Annotated in this window: 18 protein-coding genes and 1 tRNA gene; 3 read left to right on the top strand and 16 right to left on the bottom strand. The window is 59.1% G+C overall.

Translation table 11 applies throughout. The features are described 5' to 3' along the window. Positions 1–93: 93 nt before the first annotated feature. From VIN96_RS12365 to VIN96_RS12325, 9 genes are all read right to left on the bottom strand, one after another. Positions 94–756: an HAD family hydrolase gene (locus tag VIN96_RS12365; protein WP_331896535.1), complete on the bottom strand. Its 663-nt coding sequence runs from the start codon at positions 754–756 to the stop codon at positions 94–96. Continuing rightward, a complete protein-coding gene (locus tag VIN96_RS12360; RefSeq protein WP_331896534.1) occupies positions 753–1610 on the bottom strand; it encodes a D-amino-acid transaminase in 858 nt (285 codons plus the stop codon). The genes VIN96_RS12365 and VIN96_RS12360 overlap by 4 nt, the downstream gene beginning before the upstream one ends. 1 nt (position 1611) lies before the next feature. After that, complete coding sequence (gene trkA / locus VIN96_RS12355) at positions 1612–2988, bottom strand: Trk system potassium transporter TrkA (protein ID WP_331896533.1); 1377 nt, start codon at positions 2986–2988, stop codon at positions 1612–1614. 62 nt (positions 2989–3050) lie between these two features. Then, positions 3051–4454, bottom strand: coding sequence for a sigma-54 dependent transcriptional regulator (locus VIN96_RS12350; protein WP_331896532.1), 1404 nt, complete (start codon positions 4452–4454; stop codon positions 3051–3053). An 8-nt stretch (positions 4455–4462) separates the two neighbouring features. Further along, on the bottom strand, positions 4463–6736 hold the full coding sequence (locus VIN96_RS12345; RefSeq protein ID WP_331896531.1) for a PAS domain-containing sensor histidine kinase: 2274 nt from the start codon (positions 6734–6736) through the stop codon (positions 4463–4465). Positions 6737–6766: 30 nt separating this feature from the next. Beyond that, positions 6767–8206, bottom strand: a complete 1440-nt coding sequence (ntrC, locus tag VIN96_RS12340) for a nitrogen regulation protein NR(I) (RefSeq protein ID WP_331896530.1) — start codon at positions 8204–8206, stop codon at positions 6767–6769. A 13-nt stretch (positions 8207–8219) separates the two neighbouring features. Next, a complete protein-coding gene (locus tag VIN96_RS12335) occupies positions 8220–9398 on the bottom strand; it encodes a two-component system sensor histidine kinase NtrB (RefSeq protein WP_331896529.1) in 1179 nt (392 codons plus the stop codon). Beyond that, positions 9399–10409, bottom strand: coding sequence for a tRNA dihydrouridine synthase DusB (dusB, locus tag VIN96_RS12330; protein WP_331896528.1), 1011 nt, complete (start codon positions 10407–10409; stop codon positions 9399–9401). Positions 10410–10533: 124 nt separating this feature from the next. Then, positions 10534–11334: a cytochrome C assembly family protein gene (locus VIN96_RS12325; protein ID WP_331896527.1), complete on the bottom strand. Its 801-nt coding sequence runs from the start codon at positions 11332–11334 to the stop codon at positions 10534–10536. A gap of 123 nt (positions 11335–11457) precedes the next feature. Here VIN96_RS12325 and VIN96_RS12320 point away from each other — a divergent pair, with 123 nt between their 5' ends. Further along, positions 11458–12609: a bifunctional 2-C-methyl-D-erythritol 4-phosphate cytidylyltransferase/2-C-methyl-D-erythritol 2,4-cyclodiphosphate synthase gene (locus VIN96_RS12320; RefSeq protein WP_331896526.1), complete on the top strand. Its 1152-nt coding sequence runs from the start codon at positions 11458–11460 to the stop codon at positions 12607–12609. Between the two features lie 151 nt (positions 12610–12760). Further along, positions 12761–13699 carry a response regulator gene (locus VIN96_RS12315; protein WP_331896525.1) on the top strand — a complete coding sequence of 313 codons (939 nt, stop codon included), beginning with the start codon at positions 12761–12763 and terminating at the stop codon, positions 13697–13699. An 8-nt stretch (positions 13700–13707) separates the two neighbouring features. Here VIN96_RS12315 and cutA read toward each other — a convergent pair whose 3' ends face one another. Then, positions 13708–14040 carry a divalent-cation tolerance protein CutA gene (cutA, locus tag VIN96_RS12310; RefSeq protein ID WP_331896524.1) on the bottom strand — a complete coding sequence of 111 codons (333 nt, stop codon included), beginning with the start codon at positions 14038–14040 and terminating at the stop codon, positions 13708–13710. A 91-nt stretch (positions 14041–14131) separates the two neighbouring features. Here cutA and VIN96_RS12305 point away from each other — a divergent pair, with 91 nt between their 5' ends. After that, positions 14132–14413: a hypothetical protein gene (locus VIN96_RS12305; RefSeq protein ID WP_331896523.1), complete on the top strand. Its 282-nt coding sequence runs from the start codon at positions 14132–14134 to the stop codon at positions 14411–14413. 268 nt (positions 14414–14681) lie between these two features. Here VIN96_RS12305 and VIN96_RS12300 read toward each other — a convergent pair whose 3' ends face one another. The 6 genes from VIN96_RS12300 to plsX form a co-directional block, all read right to left on the bottom strand. Further along, entirely contained in the window at positions 14682–15035 is a 354-nt protein-coding gene (locus VIN96_RS12300; protein WP_331896522.1) for a hypothetical protein, read from the bottom strand. A gap of 543 nt (positions 15036–15578) precedes the next feature. Then, a tRNA-Pro gene (locus VIN96_RS12295) sits at positions 15579–15655 on the bottom strand. A gap of 87 nt (positions 15656–15742) precedes the next feature. Beyond that, on the bottom strand, positions 15743–16255 hold the full coding sequence (locus tag VIN96_RS12290; protein WP_331896521.1) for a MerR family transcriptional regulator: 513 nt from the start codon (positions 16253–16255) through the stop codon (positions 15743–15745). A 7-nt stretch (positions 16256–16262) separates the two neighbouring features. Then, entirely contained in the window at positions 16263–16574 is a 312-nt protein-coding gene (locus tag VIN96_RS12285) for an integration host factor subunit alpha (RefSeq protein WP_331896520.1), read from the bottom strand. Between the two features lie 157 nt (positions 16575–16731). Beyond that, positions 16732–17703 (bottom strand): beta-ketoacyl-ACP synthase III, encoded by a 972-nt coding sequence (locus VIN96_RS12280; protein ID WP_331896519.1) that lies wholly within the window; start codon positions 17701–17703, stop codon positions 16732–16734. Then, positions 17703–18755, bottom strand: coding sequence for a phosphate acyltransferase PlsX (plsX, locus tag VIN96_RS12275; protein ID WP_331896518.1), 1053 nt, complete (start codon positions 18753–18755; stop codon positions 17703–17705). Before plsX ends, VIN96_RS12280 begins: the two co-directional genes overlap by 1 nt. Positions 18756–18786 lie beyond the last annotated feature (31 nt).

Raw genomic sequence — 18786 nt, 5'->3', positions numbered from 1 at the left:
CATGTAGGCCAGAGTTTCGAATGACACATGAAAGGCTTTTTGCCCCTCTTTTGCGCCCCCGTGTAAAGGCCCCCCCAGATGGAAGCGCAGATATTACAGGTTCTTGGCGAAATTGGAAAGCCCTAGAGGTGTGTCCAGATAGAGCGCCGGATCGGCCCCCGCGAACTCACCGTTGGCGGGCGGTTCGGGACGCACCAAGACCGGTGTGCAGCCCGCATTCAAGGCGCATTCCATGTCGATGCGCGCATCGCCGGCGAACCACACGTCGGGTCCCAGTTCGATACCGCTGCCGGCAAGCGCCATGATCACCGGGTCGGCGGCCGGTTTGTCGCGCGGCGCGTCGGTGGCGCCGACGATTTGCCCGAAAAGCTTGTCCCAGCCCAACTGCTTGGCTTCGGCGCGCAGCAATTTGCCGGTTTTGTTGCTGACCACGCCGAGATAGATGCCGAGCGTGGACAACTGTTCGAGCGCTTCGGCCGCATTGTCCAAGGGCGTCAAGCGATCCAGGTGAATGGATTCGAAGTGTCCGTAGAAGGTCTTGCCCGCCGCTTCCCAAGCGTCGCCGAACAATTCGGGAAAGCTGTCGCGCATGGACTTGGCGACGCGCACCTTGGTTTCATCGAGAGACCAAGGCGGCAGGTCGTATTCGGCGAAGGTCGCGTTAAGCGCGTCGCGAATGATCAGCCAGCTGTCGACCAAGGTGTTATCCCAGTCGAAAATGATCGCCTTGGGGCGGCTGTTGGGTGTGTCGTTCATGTTGACGTGTCCTGGCCCAAGTAGGCGCCGTAGAGCGCGATGAGTTGTCGGCAGAACGGGCCGCAGGCGCCGTCGCCGATTTGGCTGTCGTCGATGTGCGTGACGGGACGCACCATCACCGTCGACGAGGTGGTGAATGCTTCGCGCGCGGCCTTGGCTTCATCGAGGCTGAACGCCCGTTCGAGATATTTGAGGCCATTGTCCGCCGCCAGTTTCAGAACCGTTTGGCGGGTGATGCCGCCCAAGATGGCATGGTCGGTGTGGCGGGTCAGCAGTTCGCCGTTGGCCGTGACGATCCAGGCGTTGGACGACGAGCCTTCTGTGATGAAGCCGTTGTCATCCAAAAGCCACGCTTCCGCCGCCCCTTGGGCATGGGCGGAGGTCTTGTACATGACGCCCGCAAGAAGCTGTACGGTCTTGATATCGCAGCGTTTCCAGCGGATGTCGGGTGCGGTGATGACGCGCACCCCTTTGAGCGCGGCTTGGGGATCGAACGGCTTGAGGCGCGTGACCGTCATCACCAGGGTTGGCGTCAATCCGGCCGGTGCGGGGAAATCGCGTGGCGCGACGCCGCGGCTGATTTGCAAATACAAGCCGCCATAACGGATGCGGTTGACGCGCAACAATTGGCGCATGACCAGTTTCAACGCGGCGCGGCTCATCGGCATGGGGATGGAGATTTCGTCCAAGGACCGCTGCATGCGGTCCAGGTGCCCCTCTTCGTCGATCAGGCGGCCCTTTTGCACCGCGAAAACTTCGTAAATCGCATCGGCGAACTGAAAGCCGCGGTCTTCGATGTGAACGCTGGCGTCGCGATGCGGCACATAGAGACCGTTCACGTATGAGATCGACATTCTAGAAATACTCGAGCTGGACGGAGAACATTTTTTCCACCTGGGCGATGATGTCGCTGGTGGCGAACACCACGACACGGTCTTTGGCTTGAATGATGGTGTTGCCGCGCGGACTGATGACCTCGTCGCCGCGGACCACCGCGCCGATCACCATGCCTTCGGGCAAGTCGGCTTCTTTCAGCGGTTTGCCGACCATCGGCGAGGTTTGCAGCGCCTCGGCCTCGATCAGTTCGCCGAAGCCCTCGCCCAGCGTGTGCACGGAATGAATGCGGCCCCGGCGCACGTGTTGGATGATGGTCGAAACGGTGATGTTGCGCGGATCGACCACCACGTCGATACCCAACGAACCGATCAGGCTTTCGTATTCGCCCTTGTTGATCAGCGTGATGGCCCGTGCAGCCCCCTCGCGTTTGGCCAGCAGCGACGACAAAATGTTGTTTTCGTCGTCGTTGGTGACCGCGATGATGGTTTCGGTCATCGCCACGTTGGCTTCGTCCATGATCTGGGTGTCGAGCACATCGCCCTGGATGACCATGGTCCGCTTCAGGCGGCTGGCGCACAGACTTGCGCGCTCCGCGTTCCATTCGATCAGCTTGACGTTGAGCTTGCTTTCCGAACTTTCCAGCTCTTCGGCCAGGAACAGGCCGATGTTGCCGCCGCCGAAGATCACCAAACGGCGGGCTTCTTGCTCGTCGTGGCCGAACGCGGCCATGGCGCGGTCCTGTTTTTCAGCATCGGCTACGAAATAGACGCTGTCGCCGGGCTGCATTTGACTGTCGGCATCGGGCACCATGAAGTCGCCGTCGCGCACGATGCCGATGACGGTGATCGACAAATCCGGGAACAACTGGTTGATCTGGCGCAAGGGGGTGTTCAGCAACGGGCAGGCTTTGCCGCAGCGCACGCCCAGCAGCTTCACCTTGCCGCCCACCAGCGGGATCATTTCGAACGCGCCGGGTACCGTCAGACGCCGCTGAATGGCGCGGGCAACCTCGATTTCCGGTGAGATGATCACGTCGATGGGCATGTGTTCGCGCGAAAACAGGTTCGCCCACATAGGCTGCAAATAAGCCTGGGCGCGAATGCGCGCGATCTTGGTCGGGACCCCGAACAGAGAATGCGCCACCTGACACGCGACCATGTTGGCTTCGTCGGCGGCGGTCACGGCGATGATCATGTCGGCGTCGGCAGTACCGGCGCGCTCCAACACGTCGGGGCGTGAGGCATGGCCGATCACGCCTTGCACGTCCAAGGTGTCCGAAATGCGCCGGACCAGTTCCGGAGACTGGTCGATAACTGTTACGTCGTTGTTTTCACGCGACAAATGTTGGGCGATGTGGAAACCCACCTGCCCTGCGCCGCACACGATCACTTTCATGGAAGTTACCTTCCCCTCATTTGTTCGAAGACACGCATACCCGATTTATGGAAAAAAATCGATTATCCGCTTTTTTTCGTCATTTCTTCGCCGGTCAGACCCAGTGATTTCAGTTTGCGATGCAAGGCCGAACGTTCCATGCCGACGAATTCAGCCGTGCGCGAAATGTTGCCGCCAAACCGTGCCACCTGGGCGAGCAGGTAGTCGCGCTCGAACGCTTCGCGCGCTTGCTTGAGCGGCAGTCCCATGACTTCGCTGCCGCCGTTCATGGTGGCTGCGGCGACGTTGCCGGTGATCAGCTCACTGGGTAGATTTTCGGCGCGGATGGGGTCGTTGCTGCCACCCGGCGCCATAATCAGCAGCCTTTCGATGATGTTTTTCAGTTCGCGCACGTTGCCCGGCCAGTCGTAGGCTTGCAGCGCGGCGATGGCGTCTTCGGAAAGTCGCCGTCCCGGCTGACCGGATCTGCGCGATGCTTGCGCGATGAAATGCGACGCCAGCATCGGGATGTCCTCGCAGCGCGACTTGAGCGGCGGCACCGCGATGGGCACCACCGAGAGGCGGTAGAACAAATCTTCACGAAAATGCCCCGCGGCGATTTCGGCCTGAATGTCGCGGGTGGCGCTGGCGACCACACGCACATCGACTTCGACTTTAGTGGTCCCGCCGACGCGTTCGAAGATCTGTTCTTGCAGCACGCGCACGATCTTGCCTTGGGTTTCGAGCGGCATGTCCGTGACTTCGTCGAGAAACAGTGTGCCGGTGTGGGCGGCCTCAAAATAGCCGACCTTGCGGCCGCCTTCGCCGTCTTCGGCCGGGGTTTCGGTGCCGAACAGTTCGATTTCCAGGCGATCCGGTTCCATGGTGGCGCAGTTGACCACCACGAACGGCCCTGCGGAACGCACAGAGCGATCATGCAGCATGCGCGCCACGACCTCTTTACCGCAGCCGCTGGGGCCGGTGATCAGAACCCGGGAATTGGCCGGGGCGACGCGTTCTACGGCTTGACGGACATGCGAAATCACCGACGAGGCACCGATCAGATTATCGTCGGCGTCAGTGCGCAGACGCAGTTCTTCGTTTTCGCGCTTGAGGCGCGCTGCTTCGATGGCGCGTTCCACCACCAACACCAGACGGTCGGCCTTGAAAGGCTTTTGAATGAAATCGTAAGCGCCGTCCTTCAGCGCCTTGACCGCGGTCTCGATGGTGCCGTGTCCACTCATCATCACCACCGGCAGGCTGGGGTGGCGTTTTTTGACGGCGGTGAGGATTTGCAGACCGTCCATTTGGCTGCCTTGCAGCCAGATGTCGAGCAGCACCAAGTTCGGACGGCGCATCTCGATCAGTTCCAGTGCCTGGGTGTCGCTTGCGGCCTCGCGCGGCTGGAAACCTTCATCCTCCAAGATGCCGGCAACCAGTGCGCGGATGTCCGCTTCGTCGTCAACGATGAGGATATCTTGCCCCATGAAACTCTCTACTCACTCGCTTGGGCCAGATCGGCGGCCGGTTGTTGGTGCGCGTCGTCTTGCTGCGGGAAGATCAGGGTCGCACGGGCGCCCCCTTCACGTCTATTTTCAAGTATCAGATCACCCCCGTGATCTTCCATGATTTTCTTTACAATCGCTAGCCCCAGACCGGTGCCTTTGGCGCGGGTGGTGACGTAAGGTTCGGTCAACTGGGCCAAATCGGTTTCCGGCAGCCCGGTGCCGTTGTCTTCCACGACGATGGCGACGCGTGTGCCGCGGGGTGTTTCTTGTGGGCTCAGAGAGAAGCGAATCCACCCAATGGCTGCGTCACCGCCTTCGCGTTCCATGCGTTCGGAGACCGATTCGGCGGCATTTTTTAAAATATTGGTGAGAACCCGGGCGACCTGTTGGGCGTCGCAGAGGATTTTGACATCCGTTTCGGGCATGTGGTCTTCCACCACAATCCCGGTCGAGCGGTTCTTTTCCAAAAACAGTGATTGGCGGCAAATTTCGGACAGGTTTTCCAGTTTCAACACCGCCTGGGGCATGCGCGAAAAGGACGAAAACTCATCGACCATGCGGCCGAGATCTTCGACTTGGCGAATGATGGTTTCGGTGCAGGTCACAAAGGTTTCAGGGTCTTCCTTGATTTGCTTAAGGTATTTGCGTTTCAGGCGTTCCGCCGCCAATTGGATCGGGGTCAGCGGATTTTTGATTTCATGCGCGATGCGCCGCGCCACGCCCGACCAGGCGGCCTTTCGCTGCGCGGACTGCAATTCGGTGATGTCGTCGAAGGTCAAAACGTAACCGAACACGTCGCCTTCCAATTGCTCGGCGGCGATGGTGACGATCAAGGTGCGGGAGTGACCGTCGCGGGTGACGGTGATTTCGGCTCTCGCCACCCGGTCCGGGCGGTCCATGGCTTCGGCCAGGACCTCGGACATTTCCGGCACGATTTGCGCCAAATAGCGCCCGCACACGTCTTGCAGATCGGTGCCCAGCAACAAACTGGCGGTGCGATTGGGCAGATTGATGCGCCCTTCCCCGTCCAAGCCGACCACGCCGGCCGATACGCCCGCCAACACGGTTTCGGTGAAGCGACGGCGCTCATCGAGCTTGCGGTTCATCTGCATCAGACCGTCTTGCTGTTCGGCCAGACGCCCTGTCATGTCATTGAAGGCTTTCGACAAGGTGCCGACCTCGCCGATGGTGTCGTCGACCAGCACCCGCTGGGTGAGATCGCCGGACGAGACCTGTTCGGCCGCTTCGATCAGTCGTGAAATGGGCCGCGCCATTTGGTTGGCCAAGGTCATGCCGATCCACACCGCCGCCAGCAGCAAGAGCAGCGATACCATGGCGAAAATGGCGACGAAGGTGATCTGGATCTTGCCGCTGCTTTCTTCCAGGCGCAGATAGGTTTGCGAAGCCTCGCGCACGCTTTCCATGTTCGCCAGAACCTTAGCGTCGACAAAACGCCCCACCAGCAGATAGGCGCTGATGTAACGTTCCAGGCGCACCAGTGCTCGGACTTGGTCGGCGTTGGGGGCTGTCAAGATCACCAGTTCACCGTGATCGGCGCGCTCGATCGCCCCCGGCGGCATTTCGCCGACACCCAGCGACAGCATCGAATACTGCGAACGCGCCATGATCGTGCCGCTGCCGTCGAGCACCGTGGCTTCAGTCAGATTGCGCTCGATCGAATGGTTGGACAGCGCGCGCGCCAACAGGCGCGGATTGGCGGTGAGCAAGGCCTGATCACGGTTGAGATCGTTGGCCATCGCCAGCACGTCGGCGCGAATGTTTTGAATGTGTTCGTCGAAATAGGCGCCGGCCACCGCTTGGGAGGCGTCGACCGCCGTGCGCACACGCTCGGAAAACCACGAATTGAAGCCGAAATTGAGAAACAGCGCGGCAAAGATGGTTACCAAGATGGCCGGGGTGACCGCCAGCAGCGAAAACATCACCACCATACGCACATGCAGGGCCGATCCCGCCATGCCGCGACGGCGCTGCACCCACATGCCCACCGTGCGCTGGGTGATGACCAAGGCCAAGGACAGCAAAATCACCAAGTCGGCCGCCAACAAAGCCTGCAATTTTTGCGGATCGGGCGTGCCGGTCCCCGTCGAGGTGCCCGTCAGCAGACCGAACGTGGCGATACCCGATACGATCGCGCTGGCGGCCAGCAAGAACGCCAAGCGACGGCTGACGAGCAGTTGCGACAGCTTTTTACGCACAGCAACGGAAAATGCGCCCATCGAATTTGCGGACTTCTCGTTCATATTCGCCCTTTCGGCGGCATGGATCGGGCCCTATTTCGCCCCGCCCCGGACAACGGGGATATCGAGTTCGCGGATTTTCTTGCGTAAGGTGTTGCGGTTCAAGCCCAATAGGTCGGCGGCGCGCACCTGGTTGCCGCGCGTGGCATCCAAGGTCAATTGCAGCAACGGGCGTTCCACTTCGCGCAGGATGCGGTCATACAGGCCCGGCGACGGCAGGCTGTCGCCGTGGGCGGCGAAGTATGACTTCATATGGCGTTCGACCGATTGGGCCAAGCCGCCGCCGTCGTTTTCGGGCATGCTGGCCGGGGCTTCGGCCAATTCCATCTCGATGGTGTCGAGGCCAACCTCTTCTTCGGCGCACAGCGCCGCCAGGCGTTTGACCATATTCTCCAACTCGCGCACGTTGCCTGGCCAGGTGTGGCGCTTGAGACGCTCCATGGCAGCCGGCGCGATGGTTTTCCACGGCAGTCCTTCCGATGCCGCTTGGGCCAGGAAATGGCGGATCAATTCGGGCACGTCTTCGGACCGTTCGCGCAACGGCGGCAGGCGCACCGGTGCGACGTTCAGGCGGAAATACAAATCCTCGCGGAAAACGCCCTGACGAATCAATTGCTTTAGGTCGCGGTGGGTGGCGGCGATGATGCGCACGTTGGTTTTGATCGGGGTGCGTCCACCCACCGTGGTGTACTCGCCTTCTTGCAGAACGCGCAGCAAACGGGTTTGCGCTTCCAACGGCATGTCGCCGATTTCGTCCAAAAACAGCGTGCCACCCTGGGCTTGTTCGAAGCGCCCTGCGCTGCGGTTGGTGGCGCCAGTGAACGAGCCCTTTTCGTGGCCGAACAGCTCAGATTCGATCAAGTCGCGCGGAATGGCGGCCATGTTGACGGCGACGAACGGTTTGTTGCGCCGCGCGCCGTAATCGTGCAGCGCTCGGGCCACCAGTTCCTTGCCGGTACCGGACTCGCCACTGATGATCACCGATAAGTCGGTCTGCATCAGCCGGGCGATGGAGCGGTAGATCGCCTGCATCGCCGTGGAACGCCCGATCAATGGCAATTCTTCTTCGTCGTCGGGGTGTATGCTGGTCTGCCTTGATGGTTTAGAGGCTTCAAGTCCACGCTGAACAACAGACACCAATTCTTTGATATCAAAAGGTTTTGGTAGATATTCAAACGCGCCGCGTTCGGTCGCTTTCACCGCCGTCAAAATTGTCGTTTGCGCGCTCATGACGATGATGCGCAGGTTGGGCCTGATTTTCAGAATGCGCGGCACCAAGTCGAGGCCGTTTTCATCCGGCATCACCACATCCGTGATCACCAAATCGCCCAAGCCGTCGGAAACCCATTTCCACAACGTCGCAGCGTTGGAAGTGGTGCGCACTTCATAACCCGCCCGGGTCAGGGCCTGTTCGAGCACGGTGCGAATGGATGCATCGTCGTCGGCGATGAGAATGGTTGAGCCTGCGGTCATGCGTCGGTGTTCCTTACACAATATCGCCGTGAGACGGTGCCGGGTTGGCGCCGGGGGCGCCGTTCATGTCTTCGAGTGGCAACGGTTCTTTGGACATGGGCAAAAGAATGCGGAATTCGGTGCGGCCCGGATCGCTTTTGAAATCGATCACGCCGCCGTTGTCGCCGACAATTTTGGACACCAACGCCAATCCAAGGCCACTGCCCTTCGCCTTGGTGGTGACGAACGGGTCGAACATGTGGTCTTGCATTTCAGGAGCAACACCTGGGCCATTGTCGCAAATGGTGATGGCCAGCGGCAGGTGGACGCGGCTTTGCGAGCCCGGCATGGCGAAGCGCACACCGTGCTGGTAGGCGGTTTTCATGTGCACAACGCCGTTTTCATGAGGCACCGCCTCACAGGCGTTTTTGATCAAGTTCAAGAACACTTGGATCAGTTGGTCCCGGTTGCCCGACACCGGCGGCAACGACGGATCGTATTCGGCGATGAAGTGAACATGACGGCCAAAGCCGTTTTCGGCGATGCGGCGCACCCGGTCGAGCACTTGGTGAATGTTCACCGGCCCGGCCTTGATCGGCGCACTTTCGGAGAACACCTCCATGCGTTCGACCAACTCCTTAATGCGGTCGACTTCGTCCTGGATCAGGCGGGTGAGTTCCTGGTCGGCTTCGTTGGCGCCGGTTTCCAACAATTGCGCCGCGCCACGGATGCCGGATAAGGGGTTTTTGACCTCGTGGGCCATCATTGCCGACATCGCGGCTATGGTCCGGGTGGCGTCGCGGTGGGTCAAGCGATGATCGATCTGATCGGCGATGGAGCGTTCTTGAAACGTCAACACCACGGCATCCGGAACCTCGACCATGGGCGCGGCCTGGACGTTGACCAGCCGCTGTCCGGTTTTCGGCGTGTCGAGCACCACACCGTGTTCGGTAATGGCGCTCATGCCGCCGCGCACTTGATGGATCAGTTCAAAAATGGGACTGCTGGTGGGCAACAACGTGTTAATCGACGCCCGCGCCAGACTGGAACGGCTACGGGCGAACAGCTGTTCCGCCGCCGCGTTGGCGTACAACAGCCGGTCATCAGCAGAAATCACCATCACCGCCGTGCCCAGCGCATTGAGGATCGCGCCGGGTTCGATGTTCACCCCCGCGCCGCTAAAAGGATTTTTTTTGAGGGCGGGTTTGCCCATTTACGCCGCCTTGCTTTTGGGTTCGGGTGTAAATCCGCGTTCGATCAGCGGCTCGAAAAAGGCGCGCACATAATTCACCACGCTTTCACTATTCGTGCAGGTGAAGATGGACGCGCGGAATTCAGCCGAACCCGGCAAGCCTTTGGAATACCAAGCAATATGCTTGCGCATGTTGCGAATACCCAGATCGGTGCCGTAATGCGACTGCATCGCGTCGTAATGGCCCAGGATGATGTTCATCTGTTCTTCCAAGCTCGGATCGGGCAACCGCTCGCCGGTCTTGAGAAAGTGCGCGACTTGCGACGGAAACCACGGTCGGCCGTAAGTGCCGCGCCCGATCATCACCCCGTCCGCGCCGGAACGTTCGAGCAGCTCGGCTGCGTCGTCCAAGGTGTTGACGTCGCCGTTGCCGGTCACCGGGATCTTGACGGCGTTCTTGACCTCGCCGATGAAGTCCCAATCGGCATGGCCGCGATACATCTGACAGCGGGTGCGACCGTGGACCACAAGCGATTGAATGCCGCACTCTTGGGCGATCCGGGCCAAATTGGGGGCGTTGCGGTTGTCGTCGTCCCAGCCGGTGCGCATTTTCAAGGTCACCGGCAGGCTCACGGCCTTGACGGCGGCCTCCATGATCCGCCCGGCCAGCAGTTCGTCCCTCATCAACGCCGAGCCCGAATAGTGATTGACCACTTTTTTCGCCGGACAACCCATGTTGAGGTCGATGATCGCCGCGCCGCGGTCTTCATTGAGCTTCGCCGCTTCGGCGACGTCCTCGGGGTTGGTGCCCGCCAGTTGCACCGACATCGGGTATTCGTCGGCGCAGGCGCTCGACATGCGCAAAGTCTTTTTGTTGGCGTAAATCATCGCCTTGGAGGCGATCATTTCCGATACCACCAAGCCCACACCGAACGATTTGACCAGACGGCGATACGGCATGTCGGTGACGCCGGCCATGGGGGCCAGCATGACGTTGCTGCTCAGTTCGACGGGGCCGATGGAATAGCTCATAATTCGGGGTGTCTTACGTTTATGTGAATGTCGGGCGATTGGTGCCCATTTATTGTGCAAAACGCGCAAAAATGCAAGCTGTTGTACAGCGAGAGTGTAGAAAATATGGGCGAATGGGATGGAATCAGGCCAGCAACACGTCGGTGACCACTTTGACGCCGAGATACCCCAACGTCAGCAGCAGATAAGCCAGCAGCACGATGCGCGCCGCTTTACGCCCGCGCATGCCGGTTTTGTGATGCGCATATAACAAGGCGCCGATGACCACAAAGGTCGAGACGCTTAGCACGGTCTTGTGATCGAACACCAAAAACTGACCATTGGCTTGGTATTCTGCCGCCATGCCAGTGACCAGTCCGAGCCCCAAGATACCTTCGCCCCAGCCCAACAGCCGCACGGTGAGAAATTCGCAATCGGCCACCGAAGGCAGTTTGTGGGTGAGTTTGGTCGGGCGCTTGGACTTCAACGCGCGTTCCTGCAAAAAAGCCGCCAGCGCGGCCACGGCGGCTATGGTCACCAAACCGTAGGTGACCACAGAAACGCCGATGTGCAAAACAACCCAGCCGTCCATTTTACCGGTCTGCAAGCCGTGCTGCGTGGCGTGGGTCCAAATCAGACCGAACGCGCCAATGGCCATCATGTAGGGGGCGATCAACGGTGTCAGGCGCCACGATTCCTTGACCGACCACGACAGCATGGCGAACAACGCCATGGTCACGGCGACGGTGACCCATAACGCGGCGCTGAGCCCCGCCTGCCATTGTCCGGACGTTTGCGCCAAGGCCCACACGCCGGTGCCCATGACGCCTAAGATGATGGCGGCCCAATGGGCGTGATCGGCGCTGGCATCCTTGCGGTGCACGACCAGGGCCGCGGGCAGCAGCGAGAAAATGGCGATCAGGTTGTAGGCGACGGTTTGTGACATGGCCGCATTGTTTGCCTTAAAGAGGTTAAGATGCAAGTGAAATGGTTGGGAAAATGATACCGCCGCGATTGTTGTGGTGTTAGCTTAAGCGCCCGGAATGAAAGGTTTTGAGGTCGTATCGATATGGTCAAGACGGTAGCGCTGGTGGTCGCCGCGGGGCGTGGACGGCGCTTTGGCGGGGATCTGCCCAAACAATACGCCAAGTTGGGCGCGCGCACGGTGCTGCGCCACACGCTCATGCGTTTGATATCCCATCCCGCCGTGGATGCGGTCGGCTGCGTCATTCACCCCGATGACCGTGATTTGTATGAGGACGCAGTACAGGGGTTGCCCCTGCTCGCCCCTGTGAACGGCGGTGCGACCCGCCAAGACTCGGTACGCCTGGGGCTTCAAAGTCTTTGTGATGCTAAGCCCGACAAGGTCCTGATCCACGACGCCGCCCGCCCGTTCGCCAGTGCGGCGCTGATCGACGGCGTGATCGCCGCGCTCGACACGCAACCCGGCGCCTTGCCCTGTGTTGTCGTGGCCGATACCCTGAAACGCGGCCGCGACGGGCTGATCGAAGATACCGTTCCGCGCGAAGGCTTGTACCGGGCGCAAACACCGCAGGGCTTTCGGTTTGAAGATATCCTCAAAGCCCACGAACAATTCGCCGGCCAAGAACTTACCGACGACACCCAGTTGCTGGAACGCATCGGTCTCGACATTGCCTTGACGCCGGGGGCAGAAGACAATTTCAAAATCACCACCCAAGAGGACCTGATGCGCGCAGAACGCTTACTCGCCGCCCACGGCGAAACCCGCACCGCCCAAGGCTTCGATGTGCACCGTTTGGGTGACGGCACGTTTGTCACCTTGTGTGGGATCGAAATTCCGCACAGCCAGGGCTTGGTCGGTCATTCCGACGCCGACGTTGCCCTGCATGCCTTGACGGACGCCTTGCTGGGGACCGTTGGCGCGGGCGATATCGGCCAGCATTTCCCGCCTTCCGATGCACAGTGGAAAGGCGCGTCGTCGGATCAATTCGCAAGCCATGCGGCCCGATTGATTCGTGAACGGGGCGGCGAGATCGTCAATGTCGACATCACGTTGATTTGCGAAGCGCCGAAAATCGGCCCCCACCGCACAGCTATGGTTACGAAAGTGGCCGATATCTTGAACGTTGACGAGGATCGCGTTTCGGTAAAAGCCACCACCACGGAAGGTTTGGGGTTCACCGGGCGTGGCGAAGGTATCGCCGCACAGGCACTGGCGAGCGTGCGACTGGCAGTTTAGATTTACTTTAGTATGACGACGCATATCGGCGGGCTGGCGTGACTTAGCCAGTTGATTTACTATAAGAATCGGGGTCGGGGAAAACAGCGCCTTAGAGCGATGAAACCGAAAGTGCTTTGAGGGCCCAATAAAAAGACGAACTGGGCTTGAGATGGAAAAATTGTCTTTTGATCGGATCGATATTTTGCTTATCGATCCAGACCGGGTGGTGCGAACCACCATGCGTAATATTCTGATTGATAACGGTTTTCGTCACGTCACCGTGGGCAGCGGTATGGCTGATATCGAGACGAAGATGCGCATCGGCATGCCCGATTTGTTGATTTCCGACCTTAAGCTCGAAGACGGAAACCTCAACGCCTTCATTTACGGCCTGCGCCATCACGATGTTGGCTCCAATCCGTTTTTGCCGGTGATCGTCACCACATGGTCGCCCACCACTGAAGATGTGCGTGCAATCGTGCAGTCGGGGGCGGACGACATGATCACCAAGCCGCTTTCGGCTGGGCAGTTGTTGCAGCGCATCAAGGCACTGATCAAATCTCGCAAACCCTTTGTGGTGACCAGTGGCTATATCGGACCCGATCGGCGCAAGCCGGGTGCGGACCATGACCGCGGCGTGAAAATCGACCCCATCGAGGTTCCCAACACGTTGCGCGCCAAGGCGCTGGGCGAAGGCAGTACGGACATCAACCAAATCCAGGCGCAAATCGATGCCTGCATTAAAAAGGTCAATCTGGAAAAACTCGATCGCCATTCGCATCAGATCACGTGGCTGGTCGAACGCATCGTTCCGGCTATGACCTTCGGCGCGCCGGATGAGGCGACGACGAAATCGTTGGAACGGCTATTGTTCGTTGGCGAAGATATTTCGCGACGGATGGTCGGAACCAAGTTCGAACATGTCGGCGAGCTGTGTAAATCGCTGATCAACGTGACCCAGCGCATTCTCGATGCCGGTGATTTTCCCGCGCACAAAGATATCGATCTCTTGAAACCGCTGGCGCAATCGATTCAGCGCGGGTTCGACGAAAGCGATGAAGAAGCCGCGCGCACCGCACGTGAAATTTCGGATACGGTTTCCCGTTAGTCTGAAAATTAAGTGGTTTGTGACGTTTCGTTGACAATCCAATTGAGATACTCCTGGCTTCCGCCGTCGATGCTCAGGGCCACCACACAAGGGCACTCATAACTGTGCAGCGCTTTGACGCGGACGCTGAGATCGTCAACCAAGGCGCGGCGCGTTTTGAGGATCAGGACGCATTCGCTATCTTCCTGCACCGCACCCTGCCACCAGTACACAGAGGTAACGCGCTCCACGATATTTGCGCAGGCGGCCAAATGTTCGCCGACCACGGCTTTGGCGATGGCCAGCGCCTCGTCGCGGTTGGCGGCGGTGACATAGACAATCTGAACGGCGGCGTCGTGCATAGTTATCCCCAGTTTGCGATGGTTGTGAAGCGATCCACATAATCGTAAAATATGCGCCACCTCACTCTATCGCCACAGGAGCCCCGCGCCAATGCCAGCGCTCAGTGAAACCGCTCAAGACAAAAAGACCAAGCCGACGGGGCACGGCACTAAAGCCACGCCGACCCAGGCCCAGCACGCCTGGCTGGTGCGCGGTCTCGACCAGCCCGGCGGCAAGCTGCCGCTGTTCGACGGCGACGGTCAGCAGGTCAGCGAGCGCACGGTGCGCAGTTGCATTGAAAAAGGTTGGGCGGAACCGTGGTTTTCCAATCCGCTCAAACCCGATTGGATCGTCTGCAAATTGACCGACGACGGCCGCGCGGCTGTGGCCTAACGCCCAGCTCTCACCAACACCTGAAAATCCCCCTAAAAACAAAACGCCCCGTAGAAAGATCTACGGGGAGAGTTTGTCGTTTGGATTTTCCGTCCGCTCCGGCTCAGCGGTGATGTGGGGGGAAGGAGGAGTTGAGCCGAAAGCGGACGTCTTCAATTAGATTTAGAGACTGAAATCCGAAATGCCATTCACAATTACTTGAACGGATTGAAACCTAATAACTTCGTACGCAGTCCATTTGTTGCATCGTGGCAACGGAATGTACGATTTACTCTTCACTCATTTCGACATCGACATAACCTTGCTCGATGGCGTAACGCAGGGCCTCGAAAGCTTTTTTGGTCTCTTCATAGGCTTCGCGGTGCATACGCAGCTCTTCGATTTCGTCTGGCGTCAGCGCTTCGCCGTGATCGGCATCGGCAGCGCGGAACGAGGCTTCCAGATACCGCGTGCGCAGACGTGCGATGGCGACCGCGAACGACAAAACGGTGTCTTTGCTCAGTGTGGGAATGCGTTTGTGGATGATTTCGCGGTTGGCGATCCGAATACCTTGTTCGATTTCGTTGAGAAACCGCTTTTGGTTCATCATTTTTTTGTAGTCGTCTGTGTGTGCTTCGCTCATGGACGTAGCTCCCATACGTAGCCAACTGATCATATGGTTCTAATTATAGTCGGAACCACTGCATATAAATATAACGCACTTATGTTGTGTATTACAGGTCATTGTTTTCGCACAAAAATATCTACCTGTGACAGTCGTCACAGCCGGCGGCGCGCAAAAGAGTCAAAGTGTGTGTGTGGATGGGTTCATGTCGAACCCTTCCCTTCCCTCAAGAGCACAAACTTTAGCCGACTGCTGTTGCAGTCGGCTTTTTTTGGGGGCTGGTGTGATCAACGTCACAGCACCGCATGGGGGCACGTGTGAAGGTTATTTGCAGGCGGGCTCCTTTGAGCTCTTCCCTACCCTCAAGAGCACTTAAACTTTGGTCGGTTGTTGAACAACCGGCCTTTTTCTTTGTTGCACGCCATCCAGAACGGATGGGCGCTCTGCCGAAATGATCATACAAAACAGTGAAGGCATGCGCCAGCCCATACCATATTGGCAAACGTACGCCCCGTTCGGGCACAAATAAGGGGCTGAGCCGTAAGGCTCAACCCCGTATTTTGGTCGGAGCGATAGGATTCGAACCTACGACCCCTTGACCCCCAGTCAAGTGCGCTACCAGGCTGCGCTACGCTCCGACAGTATGGTGATTACTTAAGTCCTTGCGGGGACTGGAATCGGCGCGAATATACGCGCTGGTCTCGCCCGTTGCAACGGCTCAAGCATCAAGATGCGGTTTTTTTCAGATGATCGCGGATTTCTTCCAATTCGCGGACCAAAACCGCCAATTTCGTGGCATCGAGACCGTGTTCCGTATCGCTCAAAACCGGTGTTTGCGCCGCTTCCTCATGTTTCGATGGCGTTTGGAGGTCATGGTGTGAGGAATCGCCGGCGTGCGCTGCCGTGTTCGTCGTGGGGAGATTTTTGACGCCGCCCGCGCTGAGCAGCTTTTGCACGCCTTTGATGGTGTAGCCATCATAGTGCAGCAGCGCCTTGATGGTGCGCAGCAGTTCGACGTCTTCGGGGCGGTAATAACGTCGCCCGCCGCCACGTTTCATCGGTGAAATTTGATTGAATTTGGTTTCCCAAAAGCGCAACACGTGTTGCGGCAAGTCAAGCTCATCGGCCACCTCACTGATGGTGCGAAAAGCTTGATCTGACTTTTGTGCGCTTCGGGACTTTGCGCCGGTGTCGTTGTGCTTCACAGGTTTCTCAGGCGTTTCGGGCGTCTCGGCCATGCGCGGCTCAAGAAGCCTTCGGTGCACGCTTGGCGTTGATGCGGGCCTTCATGACCTGCGAAGGACGGAACACCAAAACCTTGCGCGGGAGGATCGGAACCTCTTCGCCGGTTTTCGGGTTGCGGCCGATACGTTGGCCCTTCTGACGAACCGAGAAGCTCCCAAACGAGGAAATCTTCACCGTTTCGTCGGCTGCGAGCGCATCCGACATCATCGACAAGACCGCTTCCAGCAAGTCCGCAGACTCGTTGCGGGACAGGCCGACTTCCTGATAAACGGCTTCGCTCAGCTGTGCGCGGGTAATGGTACGGTTGGACATCCACCCACCCCTTTCAAAGGTTGATATACAGAGCCTATCGCGACGAACAAAAGCCGTCAATATCAAAGGGATGGGGCAGCGATATGAATCTGCTTCGCAGGCCCCTCATGGTGCAGTGCAAACCATGCGTGTTTGAAGAAGGTGACGGTGGTGGATTCTACCAGCGCACCAGGGCCGCGCCCCAAGTCAAACCGCCGCCCATGGCTTCCATCAACACCAATTGGCCCGGTTGAATGCGCCCGTCGCGCACCGCTTCGTCCAGCGCCAGGGGCACCGACGCGGCGGAGGTGTTGGCGTGGCGATCCACGGTGACCACCACTTGTTCGGCGCTCAGGCCCAGCTTGCGGGCGGTGCCGTCGAGAATGCGCTTATTGGCCTGATGCGGTACCAACCAGTCGATGTCGGTTTGGCTGAGGCCGTTGGCTTCCAGAGCCTCCCCGACCACGGCGGCCAGGTTGGTGACGGCATGGCGGAACACTTCGCGGCCCAACATGCGCAGCTTGCCGACGTTGCCGTCGGTGCCGGGACCGCCGTCGACGTACAGCAGATCGCGCAGCTTGCCGTCGGAATGCAGGTGGGTTGACAGAATGCCGATTTGCTCGCCCGCTTCAATTTCTTGCGCTTGCAAGACCACCGCGCCCGCGCCGTCGCCGAACAGCACGCAGGTCGCGCGGTCTTCCCAATCCAAAATGCGCGTCATCACTTCGGCGCCGATGACCAGGACGTTTTTCGCCTGCCCCGCGCGGATGAAATTGTCGGCGACCGAAAGAGCGTAGATGAAGCCCGAACACACCGCCTGAACGTCGAACGCCGCGCCGTGATCCATGCCGAGCATGGCTTGAACCTTGGTTGCGGTGGACGGAAAGGTGTTGTCGGGTGTGGTCGTGGCGACGATCACCAGATCGAGGTCCTGGGCACTGATTTCAGCCGCTTCGAGCGCGTTTTCAGCAGCCTGGAACGCCAGCGCCGAGGTGCTTTCCCCGACACGCGCAATGCGCCGTTCGCGGATGCCGGTACGCTCAACGATCCACTCGTCGGAGGTGTCGAGTTTTTCGACCAACTGAGCGTTGGTCATGATTTGGTCCGGCAAATGCGAGCCGGTGCCGATGATACGGGAACAATAGGCCATCAATCTTCCGCAGCTATGAGGGGGATGGAGTGGTGTTCGGAACTGAACCGAGCATAGTCCTCCTTGATGCCCTCATTCAACTGATCCGTGACCAGTTCGTGCGCAACTTTGATTGCATAGCAGAAACCAAGGGCATCCGTGCCGCCGTGGCTTTTCACGCAGATGCCGCCAAGGCCAAGAAACATCGCGCCGTTGTAGCGGCGTGGATCGAATCGCTCGCGAAAGGAATCAATCGCCGGCTTGGCCACCAGTGCGCCGATCTTGCCGGGGAGCGACTTCATCAATTCCTGCTTCAGCGCGCCGGCGAACAGTTTGGCCGTGCCCTCGACGGTTTTCAGCGCGACGTTGCCGGTAAAGCCGTCGGTGACCACCACATCGACCGTGCCTTTGCCGATGTCGTCGCCTTCGACGAAGCCGTAAAAGTCGATCGGCAGTTTGGTCTCGCTCAAGATCGCGGCCGCCTGCTTGACCGAATCATTGCCCTTGAGCACCTCGGTGCCGACGTTGAGGATGCCGATCGAGGGTTTTTCGATGTGCAGCACGTTGCGCGCGAACACCTCGCCCATCACCGCGAACTGCACCAAGTTTTCCGCATCGCACTGGATATTCGCGCCGAGATCGAGCATCACGCTTTCGCCGCGCATGGTCGGCAACAGCGACGCGATCGCCGGACGGTCGATGCCGGGCAGCGTTTTCAGCACGAATTTGGCCATCGCCATCAGCGCGCCGGTGTTACCCGCGGACACGACGCCGTCGGCCTCGTGTTGGCCGACCGCGTCGATGGCTTTGCGCATAGACGACTGACGCCCGGACCGCAAAGCGATACCGGGCTTTTCATCGTTGCTGACAACGTCGTCGGTGTGGCGCAGATCTACGTTTGCGGACAGTTTCGGAAACTTTTCCAGCAACGGGACCAACTGCTCGGAGCGACCGTAGACGATAAACTTCGTGCCGGGCAGGTCCCGAAGGGCCATGTCCATGCCCTCAACGACCATGGCCGGCGCGTTGTCGCCGCCCATGGCGTCAATAGAGAGGGTAATGTGTTGCGACACGATGCGCTAAGTCCTCAGGGCCAAAGGGGCA

The sequence above is a fragment of the Magnetovibrio sp. genome (assembly GCF_036568125.1).
Classification (GTDB): domain Bacteria; phylum Pseudomonadota; class Alphaproteobacteria; order Rhodospirillales; family Magnetovibrionaceae; genus Magnetovibrio.
The sequence above is the reverse complement of the archived record's forward strand: the minus strand, read 5'-3'. Positions and strand labels throughout refer to the sequence as shown.

What these genes read in the sequence shown, in the direction of transcription:
- VIN96_RS12360 (WP_331896534.1), bottom strand. Translation starts at nt 1,610, where the DNA reads ATGTCGATCTCATACGTGAACGGTCTCTATGTGCCGCATCGCGACGCC.
- VIN96_RS12280 (WP_331896519.1), bottom strand. Translation starts at nt 17,703, where the DNA reads ATGGCCTATTGTTCCCGTATCATCGGCACCGGCTCGCATTTGCCGGAC.
- VIN96_RS12350 (WP_331896532.1), bottom strand. Translation starts at nt 4,454, where the DNA reads ATGGGGCAAGATATCCTCATCGTTGACGACGAAGCGGACATCCGCGCA.
- trkA (WP_331896533.1), bottom strand. Translation starts at nt 2,988, where the DNA reads ATGAAAGTGATCGTGTGCGGCGCAGGGCAGGTGGGTTTCCACATCGCC.
- ntrC (WP_331896530.1), bottom strand. Translation starts at nt 8,206, where the DNA reads ATGACCGCAGGCTCAACCATTCTCATCGCCGACGACGATGCATCCATT.
- VIN96_RS12285 (WP_331896520.1), bottom strand. Translation starts at nt 16,574, where the DNA reads ATGTCCAACCGTACCATTACCCGCGCACAGCTGAGCGAAGCCGTTTAT.
- VIN96_RS12365 (WP_331896535.1), bottom strand. Translation starts at nt 756, where the DNA reads ATGAACGACACACCCAACAGCCGCCCCAAGGCGATCATTTTCGACTGG.
- VIN96_RS12325 (WP_331896527.1), bottom strand. Translation starts at nt 11,334, where the DNA reads ATGTCACAAACCGTCGCCTACAACCTGATCGCCATTTTCTCGCTGCTG.
- VIN96_RS12315 (WP_331896525.1), top strand. Translation starts at nt 12,761, where the DNA reads ATGGAAAAATTGTCTTTTGATCGGATCGATATTTTGCTTATCGATCCA.
- VIN96_RS12320 (WP_331896526.1), top strand. Translation starts at nt 11,458, where the DNA reads ATGGTCAAGACGGTAGCGCTGGTGGTCGCCGCGGGGCGTGGACGGCGC.
- VIN96_RS12300 (WP_331896522.1), bottom strand. Translation starts at nt 15,035, where the DNA reads ATGAGCGAAGCACACACAGACGACTACAAAAAAATGATGAACCAAAAG.
- cutA (WP_331896524.1), bottom strand. Translation starts at nt 14,040, where the DNA reads ATGCACGACGCCGCCGTTCAGATTGTCTATGTCACCGCCGCCAACCGC.
- VIN96_RS12305 (WP_331896523.1), top strand. Translation starts at nt 14,132, where the DNA reads ATGCCAGCGCTCAGTGAAACCGCTCAAGACAAAAAGACCAAGCCGACG.
- dusB (WP_331896528.1), bottom strand. Translation starts at nt 10,409, where the DNA reads ATGAGCTATTCCATCGGCCCCGTCGAACTGAGCAGCAACGTCATGCTG.
- VIN96_RS12335 (WP_331896529.1), bottom strand. Translation starts at nt 9,398, where the DNA reads ATGGGCAAACCCGCCCTCAAAAAAAATCCTTTTAGCGGCGCGGGGGTG.
- VIN96_RS12290 (WP_331896521.1), bottom strand. Translation starts at nt 16,255, where the DNA reads ATGGCCGAGACGCCCGAAACGCCTGAGAAACCTGTGAAGCACAACGAC.
- VIN96_RS12345 (WP_331896531.1), bottom strand. Translation starts at nt 6,736, where the DNA reads ATGAACGAGAAGTCCGCAAATTCGATGGGCGCATTTTCCGTTGCTGTG.